Below are 25,822 nucleotides of genomic sequence, written 5' to 3'. Positions count from 1 at the left end.
TCGAAGTAACATCGTGATCCAGGCCTTCGCCTTCTATCTTTTCGCGGTCATCGTGATTGCGTCAGCCGTGCTGACGATCACTGCGCGCAACCCGGTACACGCCGTGTTGTGGCTGATCCTCGCCTTTTTCAATGCCGCTGGGCTGATGGTGCTTGTCGGCGCTGAGTTCATCGCGATGCTGCTTGTCATTGTGTACGTGGGTGCGGTCGCTGTGCTGTTCCTCTTCGTGGTGATGATGCTCAACATCGATTTCGCCGAAGTGCGGGCCGGTTTCGTTCGTTACGCGCTGATCGGACTGGCCTTTGCCGTCGCGCTGGCGGCCGAGATCATGATCGCTTTCGGCGCCTGGAGCGCGGGGACGATCGAACTTGCGCGTCGCGCTGCACCAACCTCCGCGGCCGTGCCGAACATCGAGGCGCTCGGGTTGCTGCTGTATTCACGGTATCTGTTCGTGTTCGAGGGTGCCGGTCTGGTGCTGCTCGTCGCGATGATCGGCGCGATTGTCTTGACGCACCGTGAGCGCAGTGGTGTCCGCCCGCAGAACATCAGCCGCCAGAACGCACGCCGTCCACAGGATGCGACGCGCAACACGCGGCCGACCGTAGGACAGGGGATCGAACTGTGATCGGCCTTACGCATTATCTCGTCGTCGCGGCGATCCTGTTCGCGCTCGGCGTGCTTGGCCTGATCGCCAACCGCAAGAACCTGATCGTCATGCTGATGGCTATCGAGCTGATCCTGCTTGCGGTGAACCTCAATCTCGTCGCCTTCTCAGCGTTCCTGCATGATCTGGTTGGTCAGATCTTTGCGATGTTCGTGTTGACGGTGGCGGCGGGCGAGGCGGCGATCGGTCTGGCGATCCTCGTCATCTATTTCCGTGGCCGGGGTACGATCGCGGTCGACGACGTCAACCGGATGAAGGGGTAACACCGGCGTGACTTCGATCCTCTTCATCGTTTTCTTGCCGCTCGCGGCGGCTATCCTCGCGGGCTTCTCGAACAAGTCGTTCGGCGCAGCCTTCCCCAAGGCGGTGACGACAGGCGCCTTGTTCCTGGCTTGCGCACTGTCCTGGCCGGTGTTCATTCATTATCTCGGCGGCGGCGAGCCTGTCATTACGCCGGTGCTGAAGTTCATCGAATCCGGCGACATGCACGTTTCGTGGTCGTTGCGCGTCGATGCGCTTACGGCGGTCATGCTGGTGGTGGTGACGAGCGTCTCCGCGCTGGTTCACCTTTATAGCTGGGGCTATATGTCGGAAGATCCCGACCAGCCGCGCTTCTTCGCCTATTTGTCGCTGTTCACGTTCGCCATGCTGATGCTGGTGACGGCGGATAACCTCGTCCAGATGTTCTTCGGCTGGGAGGGGGTCGGTCTTGCATCGTACCTGCTGATCGGATTCTGGTTCCGCAAACCGTCGGCCAATGCCGCCGCGATCAAGGCGTTCGTCGTCAACCGCGTCGGTGACCTTGGCTTCATGCTCGGCATCTTCGGCACGTTCCTAGTCTTCAAGACGGTTTCGATCCCGGAGATCCTCGCGGCCGCGCCGCACATGGCAGGGTCGACGATCGGCTTTTTCGGCTATCGTTTAGATACGATGACAGTCCTCTGCCTGCTGCTGTTCGTCGGCGCGTGCGGCAAGTCCGCGCAACTCGGCCTGCACACTTGGTTGCCGGACGCGATGGAAGGCCCCACTCCGGTATCGGCGCTGATCCATGCGGCGACGATGGTTACGGCCGGCGTGTTCATGGTGTGCCGTCTGTCGCCGATGTTCGAGATGTCGCCGTTCGCGATGCACGTCGTGATGACGGTCGGTGCGGCCACGTGCTTCTTCGCGGCGACCTGTGGTCTCGTCCAAACCGACATCAAGCGTGTGATCGCCTATTCGACCTGTTCGCAGCTCGGTTACATGTTCTTCGCGGCGGGTTGTGGTGCTTATGGCGCCGCGATGTTCCATCTGTTCACGCATGCCTTCTTTAAAGCGCTGCTATTCCTTGGTGCCGGCTCGGTGATCCATGCGATGCATCACGAGCAGGACATGCGCTATTATGGTGGGCTGCGGAAAAGTATCCCGATCACCTTCTGGGCGATGATGGCGGGCACGCTCGCGATCACCGGCGTCGGTATCGAAGGCGTGTTCGGGTTCGCAGGCTTCTATTCGAAGGACGCGATCATCCTCTCGGCCTGGGCTGCCAACCAGCAGGGCGCTTCGATCGTCGGCATCATCGTCGCGTTGCTGACCAGTTTCTACTCCTGGCGTCTCATGTTCCTGACCTTCTGGGGCAAACCGCGCTGGGCAGCGTCCGAGCATATTCAGCATGCCGTCCATGATGCGCACGGTCACGGCCATGACGATCATGCGCATGGCCACGATGATCACGGCACGCAGGCGGCGCATGCTCACCACGGTGGGGATGCCGAGGAGGGGCAGGGGTCGTCTCCGGATCCGCATGCGCCGGGGGCACATGAATTGCCGGCAGGCACGGGTGGGTACCATCCCCACGAAAGCCCGTTCCCGATGCTGATCCCGCTGATCCTGCTATCGGTGGGCGCGGTGTTCGCGGGTTATGTGTTCCATCCGTTCTTTTCGGATGCTGGCGCGGGCAACAGCTATTGGCACGGGGCAGTCGCGTTCCACGCCGAACTCTCCGAAGCGGTCGAGGAACTGCCGACCCTGGTCAAACTTTCGGCTTCGATCGCTATGTTGATCGGGTTGGTCAGCGCCTGGTACGCCTATATCGCAAAGCCGGGCCTGCCCTCCGCAATGGCCAAACAGTTCAGCGTCCTATACGATTTCCTGCTGCACAAGTGGTATTTCGACGAGCTGTACGACCTGATCTTCGTCAGGCCCGCGTTCGCGATCGGTCGTTGGTTCTGGCACCGTGGCGACGAGAAGACGATCAACCGGTTTGGGCCTGACGGCTCGGCCTGGCTCGTCTCGCTCAGCAGCCGCGCGGCAGGACGCCTTCAGACCGGCTATCTCTACACCTATGCGTTCGTCATGCTTATCGGGCTGACCACAGCGATGACCTGGGCGATCACACGATGAGCGGTTTCCCCATTCTTTCCCTGATGCTTGCAGTACCGGCACTCGCCGCAATCGGGTGTCTGTTCCTCAGCCCGGCCGGCGCCCGTTGGCTCGCGCTGGCTGCAACCCTGGTCGATTTCATACTCGGGATCGCGCTCTGGGCGAATTTCGACATCGGCGGCGCCCAGTGGCAGTTCGTCGAGAACGCCGGCAGCATCGGCGTATTCGACTGGAAGCTTGGCATCGACGGTTTCGCGCTGATGCTCATCATGCTGAGCGTATTCCTCATGCCGATCTGCATCGGGGCCAGCTGGGTCGCGATCGAAAAGCGCGTTCAGGAATATATGGCGCTGTTCCTGTTCACGGAGGTGCTGATGATCGGCACCTTTGCGGCGCAGGATCTCCTGCTGTTCTACATCTTCTTTGAAGCCGGCCTGATCCCGATGTATCTGATCATCGGCATTTGGGGTGGGGCGAACCGGATCTACGCGTCGTACAAATTCTTCCTGTACACCTTGCTCGGCTCGCTGCTCATGCTGGTCGCGATGCTGTGGATGATCCATTACACCGGAACGACTGACATCCCGACGTTGCTGAAGACCGACTTCCCGCGCACTGCTCAGACATGGTTGTGGCTGGCCTTCTTCGCCTCCTTCGCGGTCAAGATGCCGATGTGGCCGGTCCATACCTGGCTCCCGGATGCGCACGTGCAGGCGCCGACGGCAGGTTCGGTGATCCTGGCCGGCGTCCTCCTCAAGCTTGGCGGCTATGGGTTCCTCCGCTTCTCGGTGCCGATGTTCCCGGAAGCGTCTTCGCAACTGACATGGCTGATCCTTGCGCTGTCCGGGATCGCGGTGGTTTACACCAGCCTGGTTGCCTTGGTGCAGTCGGATATGAAGAAGCTCATCGCTTATTCATCGGTCGCGCATATGGCGATCGTGACGATCGGATTGTTCGCCTTCAACCGGCAAGGGCTCGAGGGCGCGATGATCATGATGCTGAGCCACGGGCTCGTGTCTGGCGCGCTGTTCCTGTGCGTGGGCGTGATCTACGATCGCCTGCATACCCGTGAGATCAGTCGCTACGGCGGTCTCGCCATCAATATGCCGAAATATGCGGTGCTGTTTCTGTTCTTTACCATGGCATCGATTGGTCTGCCCGGCACGAGCGGTTTCGTCGCCGAGTTCCTCAGCCTCGACGGCGCGTATCAGGTGTCGACCGTGGCGACTGCGGTGTGCACGACCGGTATCATCCTCGGCGCCGCTTACATGCTTTACCTCTATCGCCGGGTCGTGTTCGGTGATTTGACCAAGGATGATGTCCGGGTGATGCCCGATCTATCGGTTCGTGAAATTGCATTGCTGGCGCCAGTCGCGGCGGTTGCGCTGTGGATGGGTGTTTATCCGGAAAGCTTCCTTGCTCCGATGCGAAAGGATGTCGGTACGTTGGTTGCACGGGTCGATCGTGCTGCGCCTGTAGGGGATTCGCAGCCGGTGACCGGGCATGCGGCCTTGGCGTCCTCGCAGGTGGAGGCGCATCAATGAGCCCGTCGATGATGCTCGCTGCCGCGATGACCGTGGTGCACCCGTCGCTTCCGAGCGCCTCGCTCATGATGGTGATGCCGGAGGAGGTGCTGTCGATAGGTTCGATCGTGCTGATGCTGGTAGCAGCCTGGGGTGGACAGGGCTCTACGCGGCTGATTTCATGGGTTTCGGTGGCGGTACTGGCTGGCGCATCGATCGCGTTGCTGGGCCCGGCGTCGAGCGGCGGGGTTGCGTTTGACGGGCTGTTCCGCGCCGACGCTTTTGCTGCATTCTCTAAAGTGTTGATCTACGGCGCGAGCGCGGTGGCAATCCTGATGGCGCCGCGGTTCTTCCAGCAGACGAGTGGCGACAATCTGCGGCCTGAATATCCGGTGCTGATCCTGTTGTCCGCGTGCGGCATGGGCATGATGGTTTCGGCGGGCGACCTGCTGGTGCTGTACGTCGGCCTCGAATTGCAGAGCCTGGCCGCTTATGTGCTGGCAAGCTTCATGCGGCGGGACACGCGTTCGGCAGAGGCTGGCCTCAAATATTTTGTGCTCGGCGCGCTGGCGAGCGGCATCCTGCTGTACGGCATCAGCCTCGTTTATGGCTTCAGCGGCACGACGCTGTTCTCCGGGATCGCCGAGGCCTATGCCGGGATCGTGCCGGGCACGCACAATTACGGGCTGATGTTCGGTCTCGTCTTTGTGTTCGCAGGGCTGGCGTTCAAGATGAGTGCGGTGCCGTTCCATATGTGGACGCCGGACGTGTACGAAGGTGCGCCGACCCCGGTAACCGCGTTCTTTGCGTCCGCGCCGAAAGTCGCCGCAATGGGGCTGGCAGTGCGTGTCGCCGTCGAGGCGATGGGTCCGGCGGTCGATCAGTGGCGGCAGATCGTAATCTTTGCGAGCCTCGCATCGATCATCTTCGGCGCGGTCGCGGCGATCGGTCAGTCGAACATCAAGCGGCTGCTGGCCTATTCGTCGATCAACAACGTCGGCTTTGTGCTGGTCGGCCTTGCTGCGGGGACGCAGGCGGGTGTCGCGGCGGTGTTGTTCTATCTGACAGTGTATGTCGTCATGACGCTTGGTGGCTTTCTGGTCGTGCTGCAGATGCGCGGTGCGGATGGGCAGCCGGTAGAGACGATCAGCAGCCTGTCGGGCATGTCGCGCACGCGGCCGGGTTTGGCGCTGGCGATGGCTATCTTCATGTTCAGTCTCGCGGGTATTCCGCCGCTGCTCGGCTTCAACGCGAAGCTTGCGGTCTTCAACGCCGCGGTACAGGCGGGTCTTTACCCGCTCGCGGTGGTCGGCTTCGTGGCTTCGGTGATTGGCGCATATTACTATCTGCGCGTCATCAAGGTCATGTATTTCGATGAGCCGGTCGGCGACGGCTTTGGCAAGAGCGGCGACGTCGTCGAAGGCGGCCTTATAACGGCGGCGGCGGTGTTCGTGTCACCCGTTGGGTGGGTGCTGCTTGCGCCGCTCGGGCTGGCGACCATGGCAGCGGCAAAGGCGCTGTTCTGAGCATCTGCGGTTTGGTCGCCGCACGATCTGTGTCCGGCCCAACCCGATTATGGAGCCTAGAGCGCGCCACTCTTAGGCGCTTACGTCCGCGTTTATTCGGTCTACCAAGCCCGGCCATGGACGTTCGCCCCACTCCGTACCTCAATCGCCGCGACGGTGCCGGTCAGTGACGATCCGCACCGTTGCGGAAACCGGTTCCACCAATGCCGATCTGCTCGTCTTGGCGCGGAACGGCGGGCCGGACGGGGTGTGGCTGCGGGCGGAGCAGCAAACCGGCGGGCGCGGCCGGCAAGGGCGGGCGTGGGTCTCGCCGCCGGGCAATCTGTATGCGAGTACGCTGGTGAGACTGCGTCCCAGCGATCCTGAGGCAGCATCGCTCGCGCTGGTCGCTGCCGTGGCGGTCGAGGACGTGGTGCGGGTCTATCTGAGCACCGCAGCTACTGCAGTTCTCAAGTGGCCGAACGATTTGCTGGTTAATGGTGCCAAGCTGTCGGGTATCTTGCTTGAGCGGGCAGGCGACGCGGTGGTGGTGGGGATCGGCATCAATCTCGCGCACCATCCCGAAAGTCTCGAACGGGCGACGACCAGCCTAGCGGCTCATGGCGCCACGGTCGATCCAGCGCGCTTCCTTGAGACGTTGGCGGACACGTTCACGCGCTGGCTTGGGGTTTGGCGGGGGCAGGGGCTGGGGCCGGTGCGCGCGCGCTGGCTTGATCGGGCCCATCCCATTGGTACTGCGTTGACCGCGCGTTTGCCCGACGACAGCACCGTCGAGGGATTGTTCGACGGCCTCGACAGTAGCGGCGCGCTCGTGCTGCGCTTGGCGGACGGCAGTCGACGTGTCATTCACGCGGCGGATATTTTCCTGCTGTGAGGCTCCTGCTGTGAAGCTAGGGTGTCGGTCCGCGAAGATGAAGGGGGACGCCAATGCTGCTCGCGATTGACGCTGGCAACACCAATGTCGTTTTTGCACTGCTCGATTCAGGCACGATCCGCGCGCGCTGGCGGATCGCCACCGATGCGCGCCGCACCGCCGATGAATATGCGGTTTGGCTGAGCCAGTTGCTTGTTCTCGAGGGATATGAGCGCAGCCACGTCGGTGGTGTCATCATCGCCACCGTGGTGCCGCGCGCGCTCCACAATCTCCAGGTGCTCGCGCAAAAGTATTTCGGCTCCGATCCGCTGATCGCGGGGCAAGGCAAGGCGGCGTGGCCAATCCCGCTTGACGTCGAGGAGCCGCAGTCGGTGGGTGCCGACCGTGCGTTGAACGTGATGGCGGCGCACGCGCGTCACCCCGGCGATCTCATCATCATCGATTTCGGTACCGCGACCACGTTCGATGTGGCGGATTATCGCGGCGCGTATAAAGGCGGCATCATCGCGCCGGGCATCAATCTCTCGCTCGACGCGCTCGTCACCGCCGCGGCGAAGCTGCCACGCATCGCGATCGAGGCGCCACCGTCACCGAGCGTGATCGGGCGGGACACCGTCAGCCAGATGCACATCGGTATCTACTGGGGCTATGTTGCGATGATCGAGGGGCTGGTCGGCCGGATGAAGGTCGAGATCGGCAGACCTGCGACGGTGATTGCAACCGGTGGCCTCGCGACGCTGTTCGAGCGCAACACCAACGCTTTCGACGCGATCGAGCCTGATCTGACCATTCAGGGGCTGGCGATGCTGTGGGATCGCGCCCATATGAACCCGTGATGGAATGCGGCGTGAGCTTTGTTCCGACCAGTCCTGTCTGGCGCGTGCCAGTATCTCTGCCCGCCTTGTCTGCTGAGCACATGGCGGTGGCGGGATGCCCGATCCGGCCCTGACCCGTAATTCTTGCGGCATATGCCGCCTCAACTGAAAGAACAGAACCTTAGTGACGACCCCCAAGAACGAACTGCTTTTCGTGGCGCTCGGTGGCTCCGGCGAAATTGGCATGAACGTCAATCTTTATGGCTGCCAGGGCAAATGGCTGATGGTCGATTGCGGCATCACCTTTGCCGATCCTGCCTATCCGGGCATCGAACTGATCCTGCCGGACCTGCAGTTCATCGAAGAGCGTGCCGACGATCTGCTCGGCATCGTGCTGACGCATGGGCATGAGGACCATATCGGCGCGCTGCCGTACCTCGCCGAGGATCTCGGCGTTCCGCTCTATGCGACCGCCTTCACTGCAGGGCTGATCCGCGGCAAGCTGGAAGAGGAAGGCAACGCAAAGCGCGTCAAGCTCAACGTCGTCGACACGACAAAGACCTTGCAGCTCGGGCCGTTCGGCGTGGATTTCATCCCGCTGTCGCATTCGATCCCGGAGATGAGCGGGCTGTCGATCGCCACGCCGTATGGCCGCGTGTTCCACACCGGCGACTGGAAGCTCGACGCCTCGCCGGTGATTGGCAAGCCGGCCGCGCCGGAGCAATTGAGCGCGATCGGCGACGGCGGTGTGCTCGCGCTGGTGTGCGATTCGACCAATGTGTTCAACAACGATCCCTCGGGATCGGAAGCGGACGTGCGTGCCGGCATCACGGAGGTGGTTGCCAAGGCCAAGGGCCGCGTCCTGGTGACGACCTTCGCGTCGAATGCGGCGCGGCTGCATACCTTGGGTGAGGTGGCGAAGCAGACTGGCCGCGCGCTGTGCGTGGCGGGGCGTTCGCTCGACCGCATCCTGAAGGTTGCCAAGGCGACCGGCTATCTCAAGGATTTCCCGGCCACGGTCGATCCGGAGGCGGCGATGCGGCTGCCGCGCGACAAGGTGATGATCGTCGCAACCGGCGGCCAGGGCGAGGATCGCGCGGCCTTGTCGCGGGTCGCGTTCGGCAGCCACCCGATCAAGCTCGATGCGGGCGACACGGTGGTGTTCTCCTCCAAGCAGATCCCCGGCAACGAGGTCGCGATCGGTCGCATCCAGAACCAGCTGGCTGCCAAGGGGATCGTGATGATCACCGACCGACAGGCGCACGTCCACGTTTCCGGTCACCCGGGCCGGCCCGAACTCGCGCAGATGTACAAGTGGTTGCGCCCCGAGATCCTGATGCCGGTGCATGGCGAGATGCGGCACCTGATGGAGCAGGCGCGCTTTGCCCTCTCCGAAGGGGTGCCGCAGGCATTGGTCCAGTCGAATGGCGAGATCGTGCGGCTGGCGCCGGGCAATCCGCAGAAGATAGGCCATGCGCCGATCGGCCGGCTGGTGCTCGATGGCGACGTGCTGTTGCCTGGGGATGGCGGGACGATCAACGAACGGCGCAAGCTCAGCATCAACGGACAGATGTCGGTCGCGGTGGCGATCGGCGGTCGCGGGCTGATCGGCACGCCGCAGGTGCGCTACAACGGCCTGCCGGTCGAAGAGGATCGCGTGCCGTTCCTCGAGGAGACTGTCGACGCGGTGATTGCCGCCACCAAGCAGCCGCCCAAGGATCGCGAGAAGTTGCGTGAGGCGATCCGTCTCGCCACGCGCAAGGTGGCGACGCGGTGGACCGGCAAGAAGCCGATCGTGGACGTGCTGCTGATCGAGGCGTAACCACGCTGCCGGCGCGCGGAAGGAAAGAGGGACCAGAAGATGCGGTGGACATCGGCGTTCGCGATCTGGTTCCTGTTCTGCGCGCTGTCGGTGTTTTTCGTGCTTCCCTTCGGTGTGCGCACCGCCGAGGAGGCGGGCGTCGCGCCGGTACCGGGCCAGGCCGAAAGCGCACCGCATGAGTTCCGGCCGCTTCGCACCATCATCCGCGTGCTGATCGTCGGCACCGTGCTGTGGGGGCTGTTCCTGCTCAATTACCATTTCGAGTGGATCACGCCGCAGATGATCGACGTGCTCGATACCTGGAACGACGCCGCTTCTTCCTGAGCCGCGACGCTGGCGCGCAGCCGGGAAAAGCCGCCCGAAACCGGTACCCCGCGACACTCTGCGACAATTGTATGATTGACAGGAAGGCCCGTTCCGAGACGGTAGCGGCAACGAAAGCTACCTGCGGAAACACCATGATCGAGGCCGAGCCTACCTCCCCAGCCTACCGGGACGATACCGTGGCCGATGCGCCGCGTCCGATCGGCCGGCGCGGGCGCGTGTTGAGCTGGATCGGCGGGCTTGCCGCGCTGGCGCTGCTCGTACTGGGCGCGGTGTGGCTCTCGCATGCGAGTTCGAGCAACCAGCATGGCGGGCCGGGCGGCGGCGGTCGACGCGGCGGCGGGGGTGGCGGTCGTGGTGGCGCGCAGCCGACGACGGTCGGCACCGTCAAGGCGGTGCGCGCCGACCTGCCGATCGTGGTGGAGGCGCTCGGCACGGTCACGCCGGCGGCGACGGTGACGGTGCGGCCGCAGGTGTCGGGCACGATCACGCAATTGCTCTACCGCGAGGGGCAGCTCGTGCGGAAGGGGCAGACGCTGGCGATCATCGATCCGCGTCCGTATCAGGCGGCGCTGTTGCAGGCACGCGGCGCGCTGATCCGGGATCAGGCGCAGCTTGCCAACGCGCGCGTCCAGCTCAGCCGCTACCAGACGCTGCTCGGGCAGGATTCGATCGCGCGGCAGGATGTCGATACGCAGGCGGCCACCGCCAAGCAGCTCGAAGGCACGATCGCGATCGACCGCGGGCAGGTGCAGCAGGCGCAGATCAACCTCGGCTACACGCGGGTCATATCGCCGGTTAACGGTCGCGCCGGCCTGAAGGTGGTCGATGTCGGCAATTACATCGGTGCGGGCGATGCCAACGGCATCGTCGTGGTCACCACGCTCCAGCCGATCGACGTCGAGTTCGCGGTGCCGCAGGATCAGGCGCCCGCGATCGGCAAGCGTGTCGCGCAAGGCGCGGAGATCCCGGCGACGGCACTCGACCGGACCCGCACGCAGACGCTGGACCAGGGGCGGTTCTCGACGCTCAACAACCAGGTCGACACCACCACCGGTACGATCAAGGGCAAGGCGCGGTTCGCCAACGCAGGCGGCCAGCTTTACCCTAGCCAGTTCGTCAACGTTCGGCTCACCGTCGATACGATCGTGGGGGCCGTGACAATCCCGCCCGCCGCCGTGCGTTCCGGTCAGGATTCGAGCTTCGTCTGGCTGCTCAAGCCCGACAAGACGGTAACACAGCGCAAGATCAAGACCGGTATCACCACCGCCGACAAGGTGCAGGTGGTGAGCGGCCTCAACGTCGGCGATATCGTCATCACCGATGGTGGCGACCGGTTGAACGAAGGCGCCAAGGTCGCGCTGCCCGGTGACAAGCCGGCGGCGGGCGCGGGCGGTGGGCGTCGCCGCCACCAGCGCGGCTGATCGGCACCACCCATGAGCCCCTCGCGCATCTTCATCCTGCGGCCGGTCGCGACCGCGTTGCTGATGGTCGGCATCGTGCTGGCCGGCCTCGTCGGCTTCCGCATGCTGTCGCTGTCGGCGTTGCCCGAGGTCGATTACCCGACGATCGAGGTGACCACGCTCTACCCCGGCGGCAGCCCCGACGTGATGAGCCAGACCGTCACCGCGCCGCTGGAACGCCAGTTCGGCGAGATGCCGGGCTTGACGCGAATGGCGTCGACCAGTTCGGCGGGTGCGTCGGTGATCACGCTACAATTCGGGTTGAGCGAGGGCCTCGACGTGGCCGAGCAGGAGGTGCAGGCGGCGATCAACGCCTCGTCCGCGCTGCTGCCGGCTGATCTGCCCGCGCCGCCGGTCTATGCCAAGGTCAATCCGGCCGATGCGCCGGTGCTGACCATCGCGATAAGCTCGAAGACGATCCCGCTGACGCAGGTGCAATCGATCGTCGACACGCGGCTGGCGCAGAAGATCAGCCAGATCAGCGGCGTCGGGCTTGTCTCGTTGGCGGGCGGGCAGAAGCCTGCGATGCGAATTCGCGCCGATACGCAGGCACTGGCGAGCTACGGCCTGTCGCTGTCGCAACTGCGCACCGCGATCGACAATGCCAATGCCAACAGCGCCAAGGGCAGTTTCGACGGGCCGAACCGATCGTACCAGATCAACGCCAACGATCAGCTTGAATCCGTCGATGATTACAAGAACCTGATCGTCAGCTATTCGAACGCCGCACCGGTCCGGCTCTCGCAGGTCGCACAGGTGATCGAAGGCGCGGAGAACACCCGCCTCGGCGCACTCTCCGGCACCACGCCGGCGATCATCCTCAACGTGCAGCGCCAGCCCGGCGCGAATGTCATCCAGACCACCGACGCGATCAAAACGCAGTTGCCGGAACTGCTCAAGAGCCTGCCCGCCGGCCTCGACGCGAAGGTGATCGCCGACCGCACCACCGGTATCCGCGCCTCGGTCAGCGATGTCGAGTTCGAGCTGGTGCTGGCGGTCGCGCTGGTCGTGCTGGTGATCTTCTTCTTCCTGCATTCCGCACGCGCGACGCTGGTGGCGGGGCTGGCGGTGCCGATCTCGCTGATCGGCACGTTCGGCGTGATGTACCTGCTGAACTACAGCCTCGATAACCTGTCACTGATGGCGCTGACCATCGCCACCGGCTTCGTGGTCGATGATGCGATCGTGATGATCGAGAACATCCAGCGCCATATCGAGGAGGGCGTGCCGCCTTTCGAAGCGGCGCTGAAGGGCGCGGCGGAAATCGGCTTCACGATCATCTCGCTGACCGTTTCGCTGATCGCGGTGCTGATCCCGCTGCTGTTCATGGGCGATATCGTCGGGCGCCTGTTCCGCGAATTTGCGGTTACGCTGGCGATCACGATCCTGATCTCGGCAGTGGTGTCGCTCACCCTGACGCCGATGCTGTCCGCCCGCTGGCTGAAGGCGCCCGCGGACGAAAAGCCGAGCCGGGTGGCGCAGCGCTCCGCCGCGCTGTTCGGCGCGGTCGAGCGGCGTTACGAACGCGCGCTCGGCTTCGTGCTCGACCGCCGCTTCGCTACGTTGCTGGTGGCGATCGGCACACTTGCGCTGACGGTGCTGCTGTATCTCGTCATCCCCAAGGGGTTGTTCCCAACGCAGGATACCGGCCAGCTGCAGGCGCGGCTCGTCGCCTCGACCAGCGTATCCTACGACAAGATGGCGGCTCTTCAGGCGCAGGCGGCGAAGGCTATCCTTCAGGATGGCGACGTACAATCGCTGTCGTCCTTCGTCGGTGTGGACGGATCGGACAATGCCACGCTCAACTCGGGCAGCATGTTCGTCAATTTGAAGGAAAGTCACGGCAATCAGGCCGACGTGATGCGTCGACTGACCCAGGCGGTCGACAAGATCCCCGGCGTGCAGCTCTATCTGCAACCCACGCAGGATCTCACGATCGATGCCGAGAGCGGCCCAACGCAATATCGCATGTCGATCGAAGGATCGAACACCGCCGACGTCAACGCCGAGGCGAAGCGCATCGCCGCCGCGCTGCAATCGGTGTCGAAGGTGCGCAACGTCACCACCGATGCCGGCTCGCAAGGCTCGGCCGCGTTCATCAACATCGACCGCGATACCGCCGCGCGGCTCAACATCACCGCGTCGAGCGTGGACGATGCGCTCTATTCCGCATTCGGCCAGCGCATCGTCTCGACGATCTTCACCGAAACCACGCAGTATCGCGTCATCCTCGAAGCGGCACCCGGCTTGCTCACCGATCCGCAGTCGCTGGGGCTGCTTCACCTGCAAGCATCCGGAGGCGCAACGCCGCTGAATGCGATCGCGACGATCCGCGAAGGCAGTTCGCCGCTCCAGGTCACGCACGTCGCGCAGTTCCCGGCGGCGACGATCGGGTTCGATACCGCCCCGGGCGTATCGCTGGGCAGCGCGGTCGACGCGATCAAGGCCAAGGTCGCGACGCTGAACCTCAAGCGCGGCATCTCCACCACCTTCCTCGGCGCGGCGGGTGCATTCGCCAGTTCGCTCACGAACCTGCTCTATCTGATCCTCGCTGCGATCGTGTGCGTCTACATCGTGCTCGGGGTGCTGTACGAGAGCTTCATCCACCCGATCACAATCCTGTCGACGTTGCCATCGGCGGCGGTCGGCGCGCTGTTCGCGCTGTGGATCACGGGCCACGATCTCGACGTGATCGGCATCATCGGCATCGTGCTGCTGATCGGCATCGTCAAAAAGAACGCGATCATGATGATCGACTTCGCGATCGCCGCCGAACGTGACGAAGGGCTGCCGCCGCTGGAGGCGATCCGGCAGGCGGCAATCCTGCGCTTCCGCCCGATCCTGATGACGACGCTCGCCGCGCTGTTCGCCGCGATCCCGCTGATGATCGGCATGGGCGAGGGTGCCGAACTGCGCCGCCCGCTCGGCATCGCGATCTTCGGCGGCCTCATGGTCAGTCAGTTGCTGACGATCTTCACCACCCCGGTCGTCTACCTCTATTTCGACCGTGCGCAGCAATCGCTGGCGCGGCGGGGCTGGGGTGCGCGGGCGCCAGAGGTCGGGCCGGAAGCGCGCCCGTGAACCTGTCGGCACCCTTCATCCGGCGACCGATCGCGACGATGCTGCTGACCATCGGCATCGCGCTCGCGGGGATCGCCGCGTTCTTCTCGCTGCCGGTGGCGCCGCTGCCGCAGGTCGATTTTCCGGTCATCAGCGTCTCGGCAAGCCTCGCCGGCGCCAGCCCGGACGTGATGGCGCAAAGCATTGCGACGCCGCTCGAACGCCGCCTCTCCACGATCGCCGGCGTCAACGAGATGACCTCGTCCAGCTCGCTCGGCTCGACGCGGATCACCTTGCAATTCGATCTGTCGAAGAACATCGACGCCGCCGCGCGCGAGGTGCAGGCGGCGATCAACGCCTCACGCGTCGATCTGCCCGCCACGCTCCGGCAGAACCCGACCTATCGCAAGGTGAATCCCGCCAACCAGCCGGTCATCACGCTCGCGCTCACCTCCGACACCAAGACGGCGGGGCAAATCTACGATGCGGTGTCGAACATCATCCAGCAGCGCATGTCGCAGATCCCCGGCGTCGGCGACGTCGAACTCGGCGGCGGCTCGCTGCCGGCGGTGCGGGTTGCGGTCAACCCGTACCAGCTCAACGCCTACGGCATCGCCATGGAGGACGTGCGCGCCGCGATTGAGGCGTCCAACGCCAACCGCCCAAAGGGTTTGGTAGAGGGCAAGAACGGCCGCTCCTGGCAGATCTACACCAACGCCGCCGGCAAGGGCGCCGCCGATTACCGCCCGCTGGTGGTGGCGTGGCGCGGTTCGGCGGCGGTGCGGCTGGGTGACATCGCCACCGTCACCGACAGCGTGGCGGACACGCGCACGCTCGGGCTGTTCAACGGCAAGCGTGCGATCGTCGTCAACATCACGCAGCAGCCGGGCGCGAACCTGATCCGCATGGTCAACCAGATCAGGGCCGAACTGCCCGCCTTGCGCCAACAGCTCCCGCCCGACATCCGGCTCGACGTGGCGATGGACCGCACCAGCTCGATCCGCGCATCGCTGCGCGAGATCGAGATCACCGTGCTGGTCGCGCTGATCCTCGTCATCGTCGTGGTGTTCGCCTTCCTGCGCGACTTCCGCGCGACGATGATCCCGGCGGCGGCGACGGTGATTTCGCTGCTCGGCACGTTCGGGGTGATGTATTTCCTCGGCTTCAGCCTCAACAACCTGTCGCTGATGGCGATTACGGTGGCGACCGGCTTCGTGGTGGACGACGCGATCGTCGTGCTGGAGAACACCACGCGTCATCTCGAACAGGGCATGAACCGGTTTGAAGCGGCGCTGAAGGGCGCGTCGGAGGTCGGCTTCACCGTGCTGTCGATCAGCGTCAGTCTGGTCGCGGTGTTCATACCCCTGCTGTTCATGGGCGGCATCGTCGGTCGGCTGTTCCGCGAATTCGCCGTCACGCTGTCGGCGGCGGTGCTGATCAGCCTCGTGCTGTCGCTCACCACCACGCCGATGCTGTGCGCGTGGTTCCTGCGCCCGCCCGAGCATGATCGCGAGCCCGGCCGCGTTTCGCGCACGCTGGAGCGCGGCTATCAGCGGGTCGAACGCGGCTACGAACGTGCGCTGGACTGGGCGCTGGCGATGAAACCGCTGGTATTGCTGCTGCTGCTCGGCGTCGTGGCGCTGACCGCGTGGCTGTACATAGTGGTGCCCAAGGGCTTCTTCCCGCAGCAGCAATCGCCGTTGCTGTTCGCGGGCGTACGCGCCGATCAGAGCGTGTCGTTCCAGGATATGCAGCGCAAGCTGAAGCAGGTCGTCGGCATCCTGCATCACGATCCGGCAGTGCTGAATGTGGTCGGCTTCACCGGCGGCAACCGCGCGGGCAGCGCCTTCATCCTGATCTCGCTGAAACCGGTCGGGCAGCGTCACGGCGCCAAGGAGCCGGACATCATCACCCGCCTCCAGGGCAAGCTGCAACCGGTCGCGGGCATCCGCATCTTCCTTGCACCGACGCAGGATCTGCGGATCGGCGCGCGGCAGTCGAACTCGACCTATCAGTACACGCTTGTCGCCGACAGCACCGCCGCGTTGAAGGAATGGTCGCAGAAGCTCGCCACCGCGCTTGGCAAGCGCAAGGAACTCAAGAACGTCGACAGCGACTTTTCCGAAAACGGCGTCGAGAGTTTCCTCACCGTCGATCGCGACACCGCCGCGCGGCTCGGCATCACCTCGCTCGATGTCGATAACGCGCTGTACGACGCGTTCGGCCAGCGCTCCGTCGCCAACATCTACGAGGATGTGAACCAGTACAGCGTCATCCTCGGCTGGCCGGAGGGCATGGCGAGCGGCCCGCAGGTGCTGCCCGACGTGCGCGTGCCCGCGCATGCCGACGCGGTGATCGCGACCGGCCCCAATGCGACCGCCACCAACAATACTACCACCACCGCGACCACAGCGACGACGCTGACCGGCACCTCCGCCACGACCAACACTACCGGCAAGTCGGCATCGCAGGCGAGCGCGGCGGTGCCGACCAACCCGGCGCTGCGCAGCCCGTCGACCGGATCGGCGCTGAGCAACACGCCGCGGACGATGGTGCCGCTCGACGCGATCGCCGCGTTCGGTCAGGCCGCGACTGCCGCCAGCGTCAACCACGACGGTACCGAGGTTTCGACCACCATCTCGTTCGACACCGCGCCCGGCGTCGCGCTTTCCACCGCGCAAGCCGCGATCACCGCGACCGAGGCGGACATCGCGATGCCGACGACGGTGCACGGCCGCTTCGCCGGGCAAGCGGCGACCTCGCAACAGACGCAGGGGCAGCAGCCGTTGCTGATCCTTGCGGCGCTGGTGACGATCTACATCGTGCTCGGCATTCTCTACGAAAGCCTGGTCCACCCGCTGACCGTGCTGTCGACGCTGCCTGCCGCCGGGGTCGGCGCGGTGCTGGCGCTGATGCTGTTCGGGATGGACTTCTCCATCATCGCGCTGATCGGCGTGTTCCTGCTGCTCGGCATCGTCAAGAAGAACGCGATCCTCATCATCGACTTCGCCATCCACGCGCAGCGCACCCGCGGGATCAGCGCGGAGGCCGCCGCGCGCGAGGCGAGCCTGCTGCGCTTCCGTCCGATCCTGATGACGACGATCGCCGCCGCGCTCGGTGCGGTGCCGCTCGCGATCGGCTTTGGGGAGGGGGCGGAACTGCGCCAGCCGCTTGGGGTCGCGATCATCGGCGGGCTGATCGGCAGCCAGTTGCTGACATTGCTCACCACGCCCGTCGTCTATGTCTATCTCGACCGCCTGACGTCGCGCCGCGCGCACGCCCGGCGCTCGAAACTCAGCGAGCAACCCGCATGACCAAGTCCGTCCGTTTCGCCCTCCTGCCGCTGTTGGCGCTCGCCGGCTGCTCGCTCGCGCCGCATTACACGCGGCCGGACGTCGCCTCGTCCGCCGCGTGGAAGCCGGTCGACGGCTGGCAACCCGCCAACCCGTCCGATCAGGCGCCGCGCGCCGACTGGTGGAGCGGCTTCGGCGATGCCACGCTCGACGACCTGATCGTGCGCGCCCACGCGCACAACCAGACCATCGCGCAGGCCGCCGCCACCTACCGCCAGGCTCGCGCCGCCACGCGCGAGGCGCGTGCCAGCCTGTTCCCGACCGTGTCCGCCACCGGATCGGTCACCCATTCGGAGAGCGGCGGATCGCGCACCATCGTCACCAACGGCGTCGCGTCCTCGGCCGGCGGACGCGCGCAAACCACGTATAGCGCCGCGCTGAGCGGTAGCTGGCAACCCGATCTGTTTGGCCAGATCACCAACACGGTGAACAACGCCCGCGCGACCGAGCAGGCGCGCCGTGCCGATCTCGCCTCCGCGCAGCTCGCCATCGACGGTGAACTCGCCACCGATTACCTGGGCTTGCGGGCGAGCGATGCGCAGATCGCCAGCCTCGCCGCGACCGTCACCGCCTACCAACGCTCGCTCACCATCGCCACCAATCGCTACAATGCCGGCATCGCCCCGCACAGCGACGTGTTCCAGGGCCAGTCGCAACTCGCCTCCGCTCGATCGGACCTTGAGGGGCAGAAGCGCACGCGCGCGCAGTTCGAGGATGCGATCGCCACGCTGGTGGGCGAGAACGCCGCCGCCTTCGCGCTGCCGGCGGCGGCGCAGTGGACGCCGGCGACGCTCGCCGTACCGGTCGCGGTGCCGTCGACCCTGCTCGAACGCCGCCCCGACATCGCCGCGGCGGAGCGGCAGGTCGCGGCCGCCAACGCGCAGATCGGCGTGGAACGCGCCGCATTCTTCCCGGTGCTGAACCTGTCCGGCAACGGCGGGTTCAACAACGACAGCCTGTCCGGGCTGTTCAGCTCGGCTGCATCCTTGTGGTCGGTCGGCGCATCGCTTGCCCAGACGATCTTCGATGCGGGCGCGCGCCGCGCGCGGGTGGCGGCGGCCCGCGCCGCCTATGACGCGGCGGTCGCCAATTACCGGCAGGTGACGCTCACCGCATTCCAGGACGTGCAGGACAATCTCGCCGCCACCGCGATCCTCGCCCGGCAGGAGGCGCTGCTGCGTGAGGCGTCGATCGCGGCGGATCGCAGCGAGGCGTCGGTGCGGTTCCAGTATCAATCCGGCATCGTCGTCTTCACCGACGTGGTGAGCGCACAGGCCACCGCGCTGTCGGCGCGGCGTGCGCTGATCCAGATTCAGTCGGACCGGCAGACGACGGCGGTGGCGTTGATCCAGGCGCTCGGCGGTGGCTGGCAGGATGACGTGACCGCGCGCCGGTAACGTCGCGCCAGGGCTTATCCGTTCCGCGCCTGCGGCAGCACGAAGTCCGCCGGCGCCAGCGCACTGCGCGCGAAGAACGCCGCCCGCACCGCACCGTGAAAGAAGTTCACCCGGTTCATCCGCATGCCGATCGCGGCACGGCCCGGCCCCTGCGGATCGAAGCGCACCGGAACCGCCATCTGCTCCACCCCATCCACATAGGAGCGGTAGATGCTGCCGTCGTAGCTCTGCGCGACGTGATACCAGCGACCGATCGGGAAGCGGTTGGCCGGCACGATCAGCGTCTGCTTGGCGTGGCCATCGGTGGTGAAGGCGTCGAGATACCAGCCGTCATCGACCACGCGGATCTCGAACAGGATGCGCGTCTTGCTGAGGCCGGGCGCCGAGCCATCCTCCGTCTCGAGGTGGAGCCAGCGCTGCTCGAAGGCGCCGCCGTCCGGGCGAAACAGCGCCTCGATCGTGAAGGTCCGCGCGCCGGCGAGCGGATGGTGATCGATCAACAGGCCATCGTCGACACCGTCGAACAGCGTCGCTTGCCCCCACGGGCTGGTGGTGAGCGTGGGCGCACCGACCAGCTCGGGTGTGCGTCCGCCGATGTGGCGCAACGTGTCGAACCGCCATAATGCGCCCGCCGCGCCATGCCGCGCCCGCGCCACAGCGGGGAGCAGTCCGGCGGACAGCGCTGCCATCGGGATCGCGCCCATCACCACGTCTCGCCTGCGCATCATGCCTCCTCCTGACCACCACGCTGCGTGCCGGTGTGGCGGAGCGTTTGCAGCGTTCCTTGCATCTCGTTTTTCCACGCCAATAGTATCTTGCCGTATCCAGTGCCTTGCTTGAGACCCCGTGCGGGCTCGCCCGCCGCTCAGGTTCCGGGTTGGATGTAGGGGATGCGCGCGAACAGCTCGCGCTGCCAGCGGCGCGGGTCGTTCTCGACGCGGCTGGTCACATCGAACACCATCGTCGCACGCGTCGGCATGTCGTATCTCGGCCATGCGGCGAGACCGGCGTGGTTGGGATCGCCGGTCTTCGCGAACGCGACGAAGCTGTCCTGCATCGCCGCCGAGGCCGGGCGCGCATCCGCGCCCGTGCCGGTCTGCGAGCCCTTCGCGCCGAGCGTGCCGAACACCAGCGGGATATCCATCGTGTGGAAAGCGCCACGCCGCGGGTCCGTGCGGGAGCCGAAGTCGACCTGATACACCCAAGCCGGAGCACCGGCGTGCGCGCGCTCCTCCGCCTCGATCACCTGTCCGCGCCAGCTGCGCCCGGCGGTGGAGGCGGCGTAGAACACATCGGCCGGCGACCATTTTGGGAAGTGCCTGCGATATTCGCCGACCACCCATTCCGGCAGCACGTCGATCCGCAATTCGGGCGCGAGCCGGTCGGGCAGCGTATCCCATGTCACGCCGCCGAGCGTGTCGGGCGACACGAACGCGCGCGTCTCGTCATGCACGTTGCCAAGGATCAGCGGGATCGGCAGCCCGATCGGGTTGGCATCCGGCCAGAACGGGTGTCGCACCAGCCACGTCATGTCGAGCACCGGCGCGAACGACAGCCCGCCCGCCATCACCGGATCGCGCGTCGCCAGCGCCTCGACCAGCCTCTCCGCAGGCATGTCGAGCAGCGGCTGGAGACTGCCAGGCTTTACGCCCAGCGCATCGAGATAGGCGCGGGCACGCTCGGTCGCGTGGAGCGGCCCCTGCGCTGTTACCTGCTGTCCGCTCATCGTCGCGGCACGGTGGAACAGACCGGTCGCGGCGGGCATACCGGTCAGCGTGGCGATCTTGGCGCCGCCGCCCGACTGGCCGAACAGCATGACGCGACCCGGATCACCCCCGAACGCGGCGATGTTGTCGCGGACCCATTGCAGCGCGCAGATCAGATCGAGCTGTCCGGCGTTGCCGCTGTCCGCGAAGCGCGGATCGAACCGTGCGAGATAGAGGTAGCCGAACGCGTTGAGCCGGTGGTTCACCGTCACCACCACCACGTCGCCACGGCCAGCGAGCGCCGCGCCGTCGTTAAGTGGATCGGTAACGCTGCCGTTCGCATAGGCGCCGCCGTGGATGTAGAGCATCACCGGCAGCTTCGCGCCTGGCGCACGCTGCGGCGTCCAGACGTTGAGATAGAGGCAATCCTCGGACTGTGGCCGATATCGACCAGTCTGCGGGCACACCGGGCCGAAGACGGTGGCGAGGCGCGGCTTGCCCGGTGTGGCGTAAGCACGCGGCGCGCGAAAACGTTCGGCGGTGCCGTAGCGGATGCCACGAAAGCTCCATACCGGATGCGCCACGCCCGCGCTCTGCGCTTCACCGGTGAAAATGCCGGATGCGGCGACGATCCGCGCCGCCGGCGTCACCGCACGCGCGGCGCGCGGCAACAGCGCGAGGGCCGCCGCGCCAGCCCCGCCGCCGATCAGTGCGCGGCGCCCGACCGCTATGTCGAGACGTTCGGTTGCGGTGCCCGCCATAGCCATTTTCCTCTCGCGCCGTGTTGCCGGCCTGACCCTATGGTGACCGGTGTCAACGAGTTTGGCAACCGTGACTCGCGCTACAACCAGATCGCCACTCGCTGTGTTGACACCGGTTTCCAAATTTGGGCATGATGGTGGCAGAACAGGAGAGGGTGCCAGCCACACGGTCCGGCAAACCATATAGGGTTCGCCAGACGCAGCGGTGTCGTCGCTCTCTATAAAGCGAGGGGAGAGGCCCGTGAAAACCATCGGAGGCAAGGGTCCGCAGCCATTGCGCGCGACCAGTCGCACGGCCCTGTCGGCGTGCGCCAGTCTGCTCGTCATCGCCGCCATGCCGGCCGCCGCGCAGGCGCGCGCGGCAGATCCCACCGGGTTGCTGTTCCGCGTTTCCGCAGACAAGAGCATGACCGCCGATGTCGCGGCGGGCGATCCCGTGCCCAATTTCCGCAGCGGCGTCACGGTCGTGCCCGATGGCGCGATCGGCGGTGCGGCGCGCTGGGCGGATGACGGCTATGTCGCATGGCGCGCGCCCGGCAACATGCGCGCGGCGCGCGGCACGCTCAGCTTCTTCTGGCGCGCGCGGCAGCCGGTGGGAGAGGCGCCGTTCGTGATCTTCCGCACCGGTTTCGCAGATCATAGCAGTTGGGACATGGCGTTCCTGCGGATCGATTGGAACGGCCATGGTTTCGACGCCTTCGTTACCGACGCCAATCTGTCGCGCGTGCGCGTCTCGTGGCGAATGCCGGACCTGCCCGCAGCGGATGCTTGGCACCACATCGCCTTCGCATGGGACGAGACGGCGGGCGTGCGGCTGTATGTCGACGGCAAGCCGGTCGCGCGCAAGGATCAGGTGTCCGATCTCGACGCGGGGCTCGACCAGTTCGGGCTGGCCGGGCGCGTCATGTCGCCGCATCAGGTGCAGAGCCGCTATAACTTCATGCGCGGCAGCGATCTCGACGAGATCCGCGTCTACGATCACATGCTGGGCGACGCCGGCATCGCCGCGCTCGCCGCCAAGGGTGAGCCGCCTGTTGATCCCGCTGACGATACACGCCTGCGCCGCACGGCATGGTTGCACCGCTATGGCTGGGACCACGCCGCCCCGCCGCCGCTGGTCGATCCGGTCACGCGCATCCGCAAGGTCGAGTTCGCCGACGCCAAGGACTTGAAGGAGTGGATGTGGAAGGGCGTCGACGGCATCGCCGAAACGACATGGCCCGGCGTCTACAACCGCTCGCGGCTGCCTGGTCGCGACGATTATTTCGAGCTGCCCGACTGGAACGTTTATGTCGAGGGCGGCAAGCGCTACGACCTAACCGTGCCGCCGGGCGAAACCGTCAACCGCGTCGAGATCCGGGGCGCCGCGTATGGCACGCTGGAATGGTCCGGCAAGACGCTCGCCACCCGGGCCAAGGGTGTCGTGCGCAGTGTCGACAGTTTCGCGCCCCGCACTGGCGGCACGCTGTCCTTCATCAACCAGATGCAGGAACAGCCGATTCAGGAACTCTGGGCCTATGACGTCGGTGCGGGCACGGAACCCACCGGCAGCTTCAAGCTCTCCTACACGATCAATGCCGACGCCGCACCCGATCTCGCCGCGCTCGCCCCGCTCAACGCGTTCATCGCCGGCCGGTTCGCACCCGACGAGCGCTCGACCGTGCTCGCGCTGCCGAGCGCGGGCGTGAAGGCGGCGATCGGCGCCGGTGCCGCCGGTGCCAGCGGGACGGTGCAGCGCGGGGCGCACGCGATGCCGATCGTCCACATCCTCATCCCGTCCAACTTCGCCGATGCCGATCCCGACAAACCGCTCGCCCGCGCGTGGGACTACGGCTGGCAGAACCTGCATGATGGGCTCGACGGTATCGCCATCGACCTGCCGGCGATGAAGCTCACGCCCGATGCGCATGGTCTCGTGCCGCTCAACATCCGCGTGAAGGACCCGCTGTGGCCGGGGCGCGACATGATCGACGTGTCGGTATCGGTGCGTCCGGGCGAGGCGCGCACGCTGTGGCTCGATCTGCGCGATCGTATCCTGCCGAAGAACAGCCTTTGGCTCAGCATCGCCTCCGCCGCACAGGATTTCGACGCGCATAGCCTGTCGGGCGCCAAGCTTCGCCTCGTCTTCAAACCGCGTGCCGAGGCGCTGGCCGAGCATGTCGCCGATCGGTTCAACCAGGTGAAGGACAATTGGGGCTTCCTCGTCGAGGAACATACCGCCTCCAAACGCGAGGGGCTGTATGCGCGCGTGTTCGCGGACATCAGCGACCTGTTGCGCGTCGATCCCGACAATGCGCTGGCGCGGACCTATTGGTCGGACATCGACTATCGCCCCGAGGACGCGCCGCCGGTCACGCTGGCGGCGGCACCGGCGGGCACGCCGCTATGGGCGTTCCGCCAACTTGAGGACCTCAAGCTGTCCCAACAGTTCGTTGATTGGTGGATCGACAAGCGTCAAGTTCCGTACGGGGATTTCGGCGGGGGCATTTCCGACGATACCGACCTGACCGAACAATGGCCCGGTCTCGCGCTGATGGGGGTCGAGCCGGACAAGATCAACGCCTCGCTCCGCGCGCTGTCTGACGCGGTGTACCGCAACGGCATGATGGTCGATGGCCTCGGCTATATCACCACCGACGAACTCCACACCTATGAGGAGGGGATCAACTCCAACGGCGAGCGGCTCTATCTCAACTGGGGCGAACCCAAAGCGGTCGAGCGGCTGATGGATACGGTGCGCGCGATGCGCAACGTGCTGCTGGTCAACCCGGCCGGGCACATGCATTTCGCATCGAGCTGGTACGGCGCGCGGAAGATCTACCGCGACGATCCGTGGTCGTGGCAGAAGCCCTATGCGTTCAACATGCTGCAACCGGCGATGCTGGTCGGCCTCTACAACGGCAATCCGGCGGCCAAAAGGCAGGTGACCGGGGTGATGGACGGCTGGCTCGCCCACGGCAAGCAGGGCGCGGATGGCGGCTGGAGCTTTCCTAACGAGATCAACTGGAAGACCGATGCCGAGCGGGTCGGCGATGGCGGCGGGATCGAAACGCCGATGCAGACCGCATGGGGCGCGTTCCGCCTGAGCGGCGACGCCAAGTACCTCCGCCCGATCGTGGCGCGCGTCGCCAAGACCGGCACCGGCACGCTGGCCGCGATCAACGAGGATGCGCTCGCGCTGGCGCCGCAGGGCGCGGCGTGGCGGCAGACTATCCTCGGCAAAGCCGGCAGCGATCCGTATTCGCGCTATGTCGGCTGGCAGGCGAACGGCGATCTCGCCACGCTCGAACGGCTGCACGCGGACTCGATCACCACCAAGACGCAGCGGTTCTACATGATGACCGAGGGGCATTGGTGGACCGACCGCGTGGAATCGGCGATGGATATCCTCCAGCGCGAACGGCTCGGCGGGATCGCGCTGGTGCGCGGGCAGGAGTGGCCCGGCCACACCGTCAGCTGGCGCTTCGCGGAAGCCGGCGGGGCCGAACAGGTCGCGATCCTGCTGCCCGGCGCCACGCCCGATCACTTCCGCGTGCTCGCCTACAACCGCAGCGACCATGTGCAAAACGCACGCATGACCGGCTGGGACGTGACCGCCGGCACATGGTCGATGACCCGCGCGACGAGTGTCGACTCCGGCAAGACGCTGTTGGCGACGGGTCCGTCCACCTCGCTGACGCTGGAGCGAAGCGTCGGCGTCGATGTCGCGTTCGCGCCCGGCACCACCACCGTCTATGATTTCCAGCTCACCCGCCCCGGTGCGCCAGTGACGGAGCGCGCCGATCTCGGCATCGGCGTGGATGACGTAACGGTGCGGGGCGCGCGCGTGAACGTCACGGTGCACAGCCTTGGTGCCCGGCCCGTACCGGGCGGCACCGCCAGCCTGATCGATGCAAGCGGGCGCGTGCTGGCGAGCGCGGCCATCCCGCCGCTCGCCGCGCCGCTCGATCTGCTGCCGAAGACGGCGGCGGTGCGGCTGTCGATTCCGGCGCAAGCTGCGGGCGGGCTGTCCGTGCGGGTGGCGCTGGCCGGGGATGCGCCGGAGGTGACGATGCTCAACAACGTGGTGCCGCTCGTGCGGTAGCGACCCGCGCGTGACCGAACCGTCTTGCGAGCCCGGCGGCATTGCCATAGTCCTGTGACACACCCGGCGACCGTGCCGGCCGTTTACGG

General features: G+C 65.7%; 16 protein-coding genes. 14 read left to right on the top strand and 2 right to left on the bottom strand.

Features of this window, described 5'->3' with window-relative positions:
• The first annotated feature begins 13 nt into the window (after positions 1–13).
• The 13 genes from L8F97_RS14700 to L8F97_RS14640 all read left to right on the top strand — a co-directional run bounded on the left by L8F97_RS14700 (position 14) and on the right by L8F97_RS14640 (position 19,182).
• Entirely contained in the window at positions 14–625 is a 612-nt protein-coding gene (locus tag L8F97_RS14700) for an NADH-quinone oxidoreductase subunit J (RefSeq protein ID WP_242151655.1), read from the top strand.
• The gene (gene nuoK / locus L8F97_RS14695) at positions 622–927 is read left to right on the top strand and encodes an NADH-quinone oxidoreductase subunit NuoK (RefSeq protein WP_130156446.1); all 306 of its coding nucleotides are present in this window, start codon (positions 622–624) and stop codon (positions 925–927) included. Before L8F97_RS14700 ends, nuoK begins: the two co-directional genes overlap by 4 nt.
• Positions 928–934: 7 nt before the next feature.
• Positions 935–3,046 carry an NADH-quinone oxidoreductase subunit L gene (nuoL, locus tag L8F97_RS14690; RefSeq protein WP_242151653.1) on the top strand — a complete coding sequence of 704 codons (2,112 nt, stop codon included), beginning with the start codon at positions 935–937 and terminating at the stop codon, positions 3,044–3,046.
• Positions 3,043–4,569 carry an NADH-quinone oxidoreductase subunit M gene (locus L8F97_RS14685; protein WP_242151650.1) on the top strand — a complete coding sequence of 509 codons (1,527 nt, stop codon included), beginning with the start codon at positions 3,043–3,045 and terminating at the stop codon, positions 4,567–4,569. Before nuoL ends, L8F97_RS14685 begins: the two co-directional genes overlap by 4 nt.
• Before the next feature lie 8 nt (positions 4,570–4,577).
• A complete protein-coding gene (nuoN, locus tag L8F97_RS14680) occupies positions 4,578–6,074 on the top strand; it encodes an NADH-quinone oxidoreductase subunit NuoN (RefSeq protein WP_242151647.1) in 1,497 nt (498 codons plus the stop codon).
• Between the two features lie 166 nt (positions 6,075–6,240).
• Positions 6,241–6,948: a biotin--[acetyl-CoA-carboxylase] ligase gene (locus tag L8F97_RS14675; RefSeq protein ID WP_313932003.1), complete on the top strand. Its 708-nt coding sequence runs from the start codon at positions 6,241–6,243 to the stop codon at positions 6,946–6,948.
• Positions 6,949–7,001: 53 nt separating this feature from the next.
• Positions 7,002–7,784, top strand: a complete 783-nt coding sequence (locus L8F97_RS14670; protein WP_242151645.1) for a type III pantothenate kinase — start codon at positions 7,002–7,004, stop codon at positions 7,782–7,784.
• 223 nt (positions 7,785–8,007) lie between these two features.
• Positions 8,008–9,585 carry a ribonuclease J gene (locus L8F97_RS14665; RefSeq protein WP_242151774.1) on the top strand — a complete coding sequence of 526 codons (1,578 nt, stop codon included), beginning with the start codon at positions 8,008–8,010 and terminating at the stop codon, positions 9,583–9,585.
• Positions 9,586–9,624: 39 nt separating this feature from the next.
• Positions 9,625–9,909 carry a DUF1467 family protein gene (locus tag L8F97_RS14660; RefSeq protein ID WP_242151642.1) on the top strand — a complete coding sequence of 95 codons (285 nt, stop codon included), beginning with the start codon at positions 9,625–9,627 and terminating at the stop codon, positions 9,907–9,909.
• A 134-nt stretch (positions 9,910–10,043) separates the two neighbouring features.
• On the top strand, positions 10,044–11,333 hold the full coding sequence (locus tag L8F97_RS14655; protein ID WP_242151640.1) for an efflux RND transporter periplasmic adaptor subunit: 1,290 nt from the start codon (positions 10,044–10,046) through the stop codon (positions 11,331–11,333).
• 12 nt (positions 11,334–11,345) lie between these two features.
• Positions 11,346–14,453: an efflux RND transporter permease subunit gene (locus tag L8F97_RS14650; RefSeq protein ID WP_242151637.1), complete on the top strand. Its 3,108-nt coding sequence runs from the start codon at positions 11,346–11,348 to the stop codon at positions 14,451–14,453.
• Positions 14,450–17,746: an efflux RND transporter permease subunit gene (locus L8F97_RS14645; RefSeq protein ID WP_242151634.1), complete on the top strand. Its 3,297-nt coding sequence runs from the start codon at positions 14,450–14,452 to the stop codon at positions 17,744–17,746. Before L8F97_RS14650 ends, L8F97_RS14645 begins: the two co-directional genes overlap by 4 nt.
• Positions 17,743–19,182, top strand: coding sequence for an efflux transporter outer membrane subunit (locus tag L8F97_RS14640; protein WP_242151630.1), 1,440 nt, complete (start codon positions 17,743–17,745; stop codon positions 19,180–19,182). The genes L8F97_RS14645 and L8F97_RS14640 overlap by 4 nt, the downstream gene beginning before the upstream one ends.
• 14 nt (positions 19,183–19,196) lie before the next feature.
• Here the strand turns inward: L8F97_RS14640 and L8F97_RS14635 are convergent, their stop codons facing one another.
• Positions 19,197–19,910 (bottom strand): LamG domain-containing protein, encoded by a 714-nt coding sequence (locus tag L8F97_RS14635; protein ID WP_242151627.1) that lies wholly within the window; start codon positions 19,908–19,910, stop codon positions 19,197–19,199.
• Positions 19,911–20,047: 137 nt separating this feature from the next.
• Entirely contained in the window at positions 20,048–21,649 is a 1,602-nt protein-coding gene (locus tag L8F97_RS14630; RefSeq protein ID WP_242151624.1) for a carboxylesterase/lipase family protein, read from the bottom strand.
• A 334-nt stretch (positions 21,650–21,983) separates the two neighbouring features.
• Between L8F97_RS14630 and L8F97_RS14625 the strand changes: the two genes are divergently transcribed.
• Positions 21,984–25,733 carry a LamG domain-containing protein gene (locus L8F97_RS14625; RefSeq protein WP_242151771.1) on the top strand — a complete coding sequence of 1,250 codons (3,750 nt, stop codon included), beginning with the start codon at positions 21,984–21,986 and terminating at the stop codon, positions 25,731–25,733.
• The last annotated feature ends 89 nt before the right edge of the window (positions 25,734–25,822 follow it).

Origin of the sequence: Sphingomonas sp. BAUL-RG-20F-R05-02 (assembly GCF_022662305.1) — a bacterium.
Classification (GTDB): Bacteria; Pseudomonadota; Alphaproteobacteria; order Sphingomonadales; family Sphingomonadaceae; genus Sphingomonas.
The sequence above is the reverse complement of the archived record's forward strand: the minus strand, read 5'-3'. Positions and strand labels throughout refer to the sequence as shown.

Coding starts and splice junctions, on each gene's coding strand:
- L8F97_RS14685 (WP_242151650.1), top strand. CDS start 3,043: ATGAGCGGTTTCCCCATTCTTTCCCTGATGCTTGCAGTACCGGCACTC.
- nuoN (WP_242151647.1), top strand. CDS start 4,578: ATGATGCTCGCTGCCGCGATGACCGTGGTGCACCCGTCGCTTCCGAGC.
- L8F97_RS14670 (WP_242151645.1), top strand. CDS start 7,002: ATGCTGCTCGCGATTGACGCTGGCAACACCAATGTCGTTTTTGCACTG.
- L8F97_RS14665 (WP_242151774.1), top strand. CDS start 8,008: ATGAACGTCAATCTTTATGGCTGCCAGGGCAAATGGCTGATGGTCGAT.
- L8F97_RS14660 (WP_242151642.1), top strand. CDS start 9,625: ATGCGGTGGACATCGGCGTTCGCGATCTGGTTCCTGTTCTGCGCGCTG.
- L8F97_RS14655 (WP_242151640.1), top strand. CDS start 10,044: ATGATCGAGGCCGAGCCTACCTCCCCAGCCTACCGGGACGATACCGTG.
- L8F97_RS14650 (WP_242151637.1), top strand. CDS start 11,346: ATGAGCCCCTCGCGCATCTTCATCCTGCGGCCGGTCGCGACCGCGTTG.
- L8F97_RS14640 (WP_242151630.1), top strand. CDS start 17,743: ATGACCAAGTCCGTCCGTTTCGCCCTCCTGCCGCTGTTGGCGCTCGCC.
- L8F97_RS14635 (WP_242151627.1), bottom strand. CDS start 19,910: ATGATGCGCAGGCGAGACGTGGTGATGGGCGCGATCCCGATGGCAGCG.
- L8F97_RS14630 (WP_242151624.1), bottom strand. CDS start 21,649: ATGGCGGGCACCGCAACCGAACGTCTCGACATAGCGGTCGGGCGCCGC.
- L8F97_RS14625 (WP_242151771.1), top strand. CDS start 21,984: ATGCCGGCCGCCGCGCAGGCGCGCGCGGCAGATCCCACCGGGTTGCTG.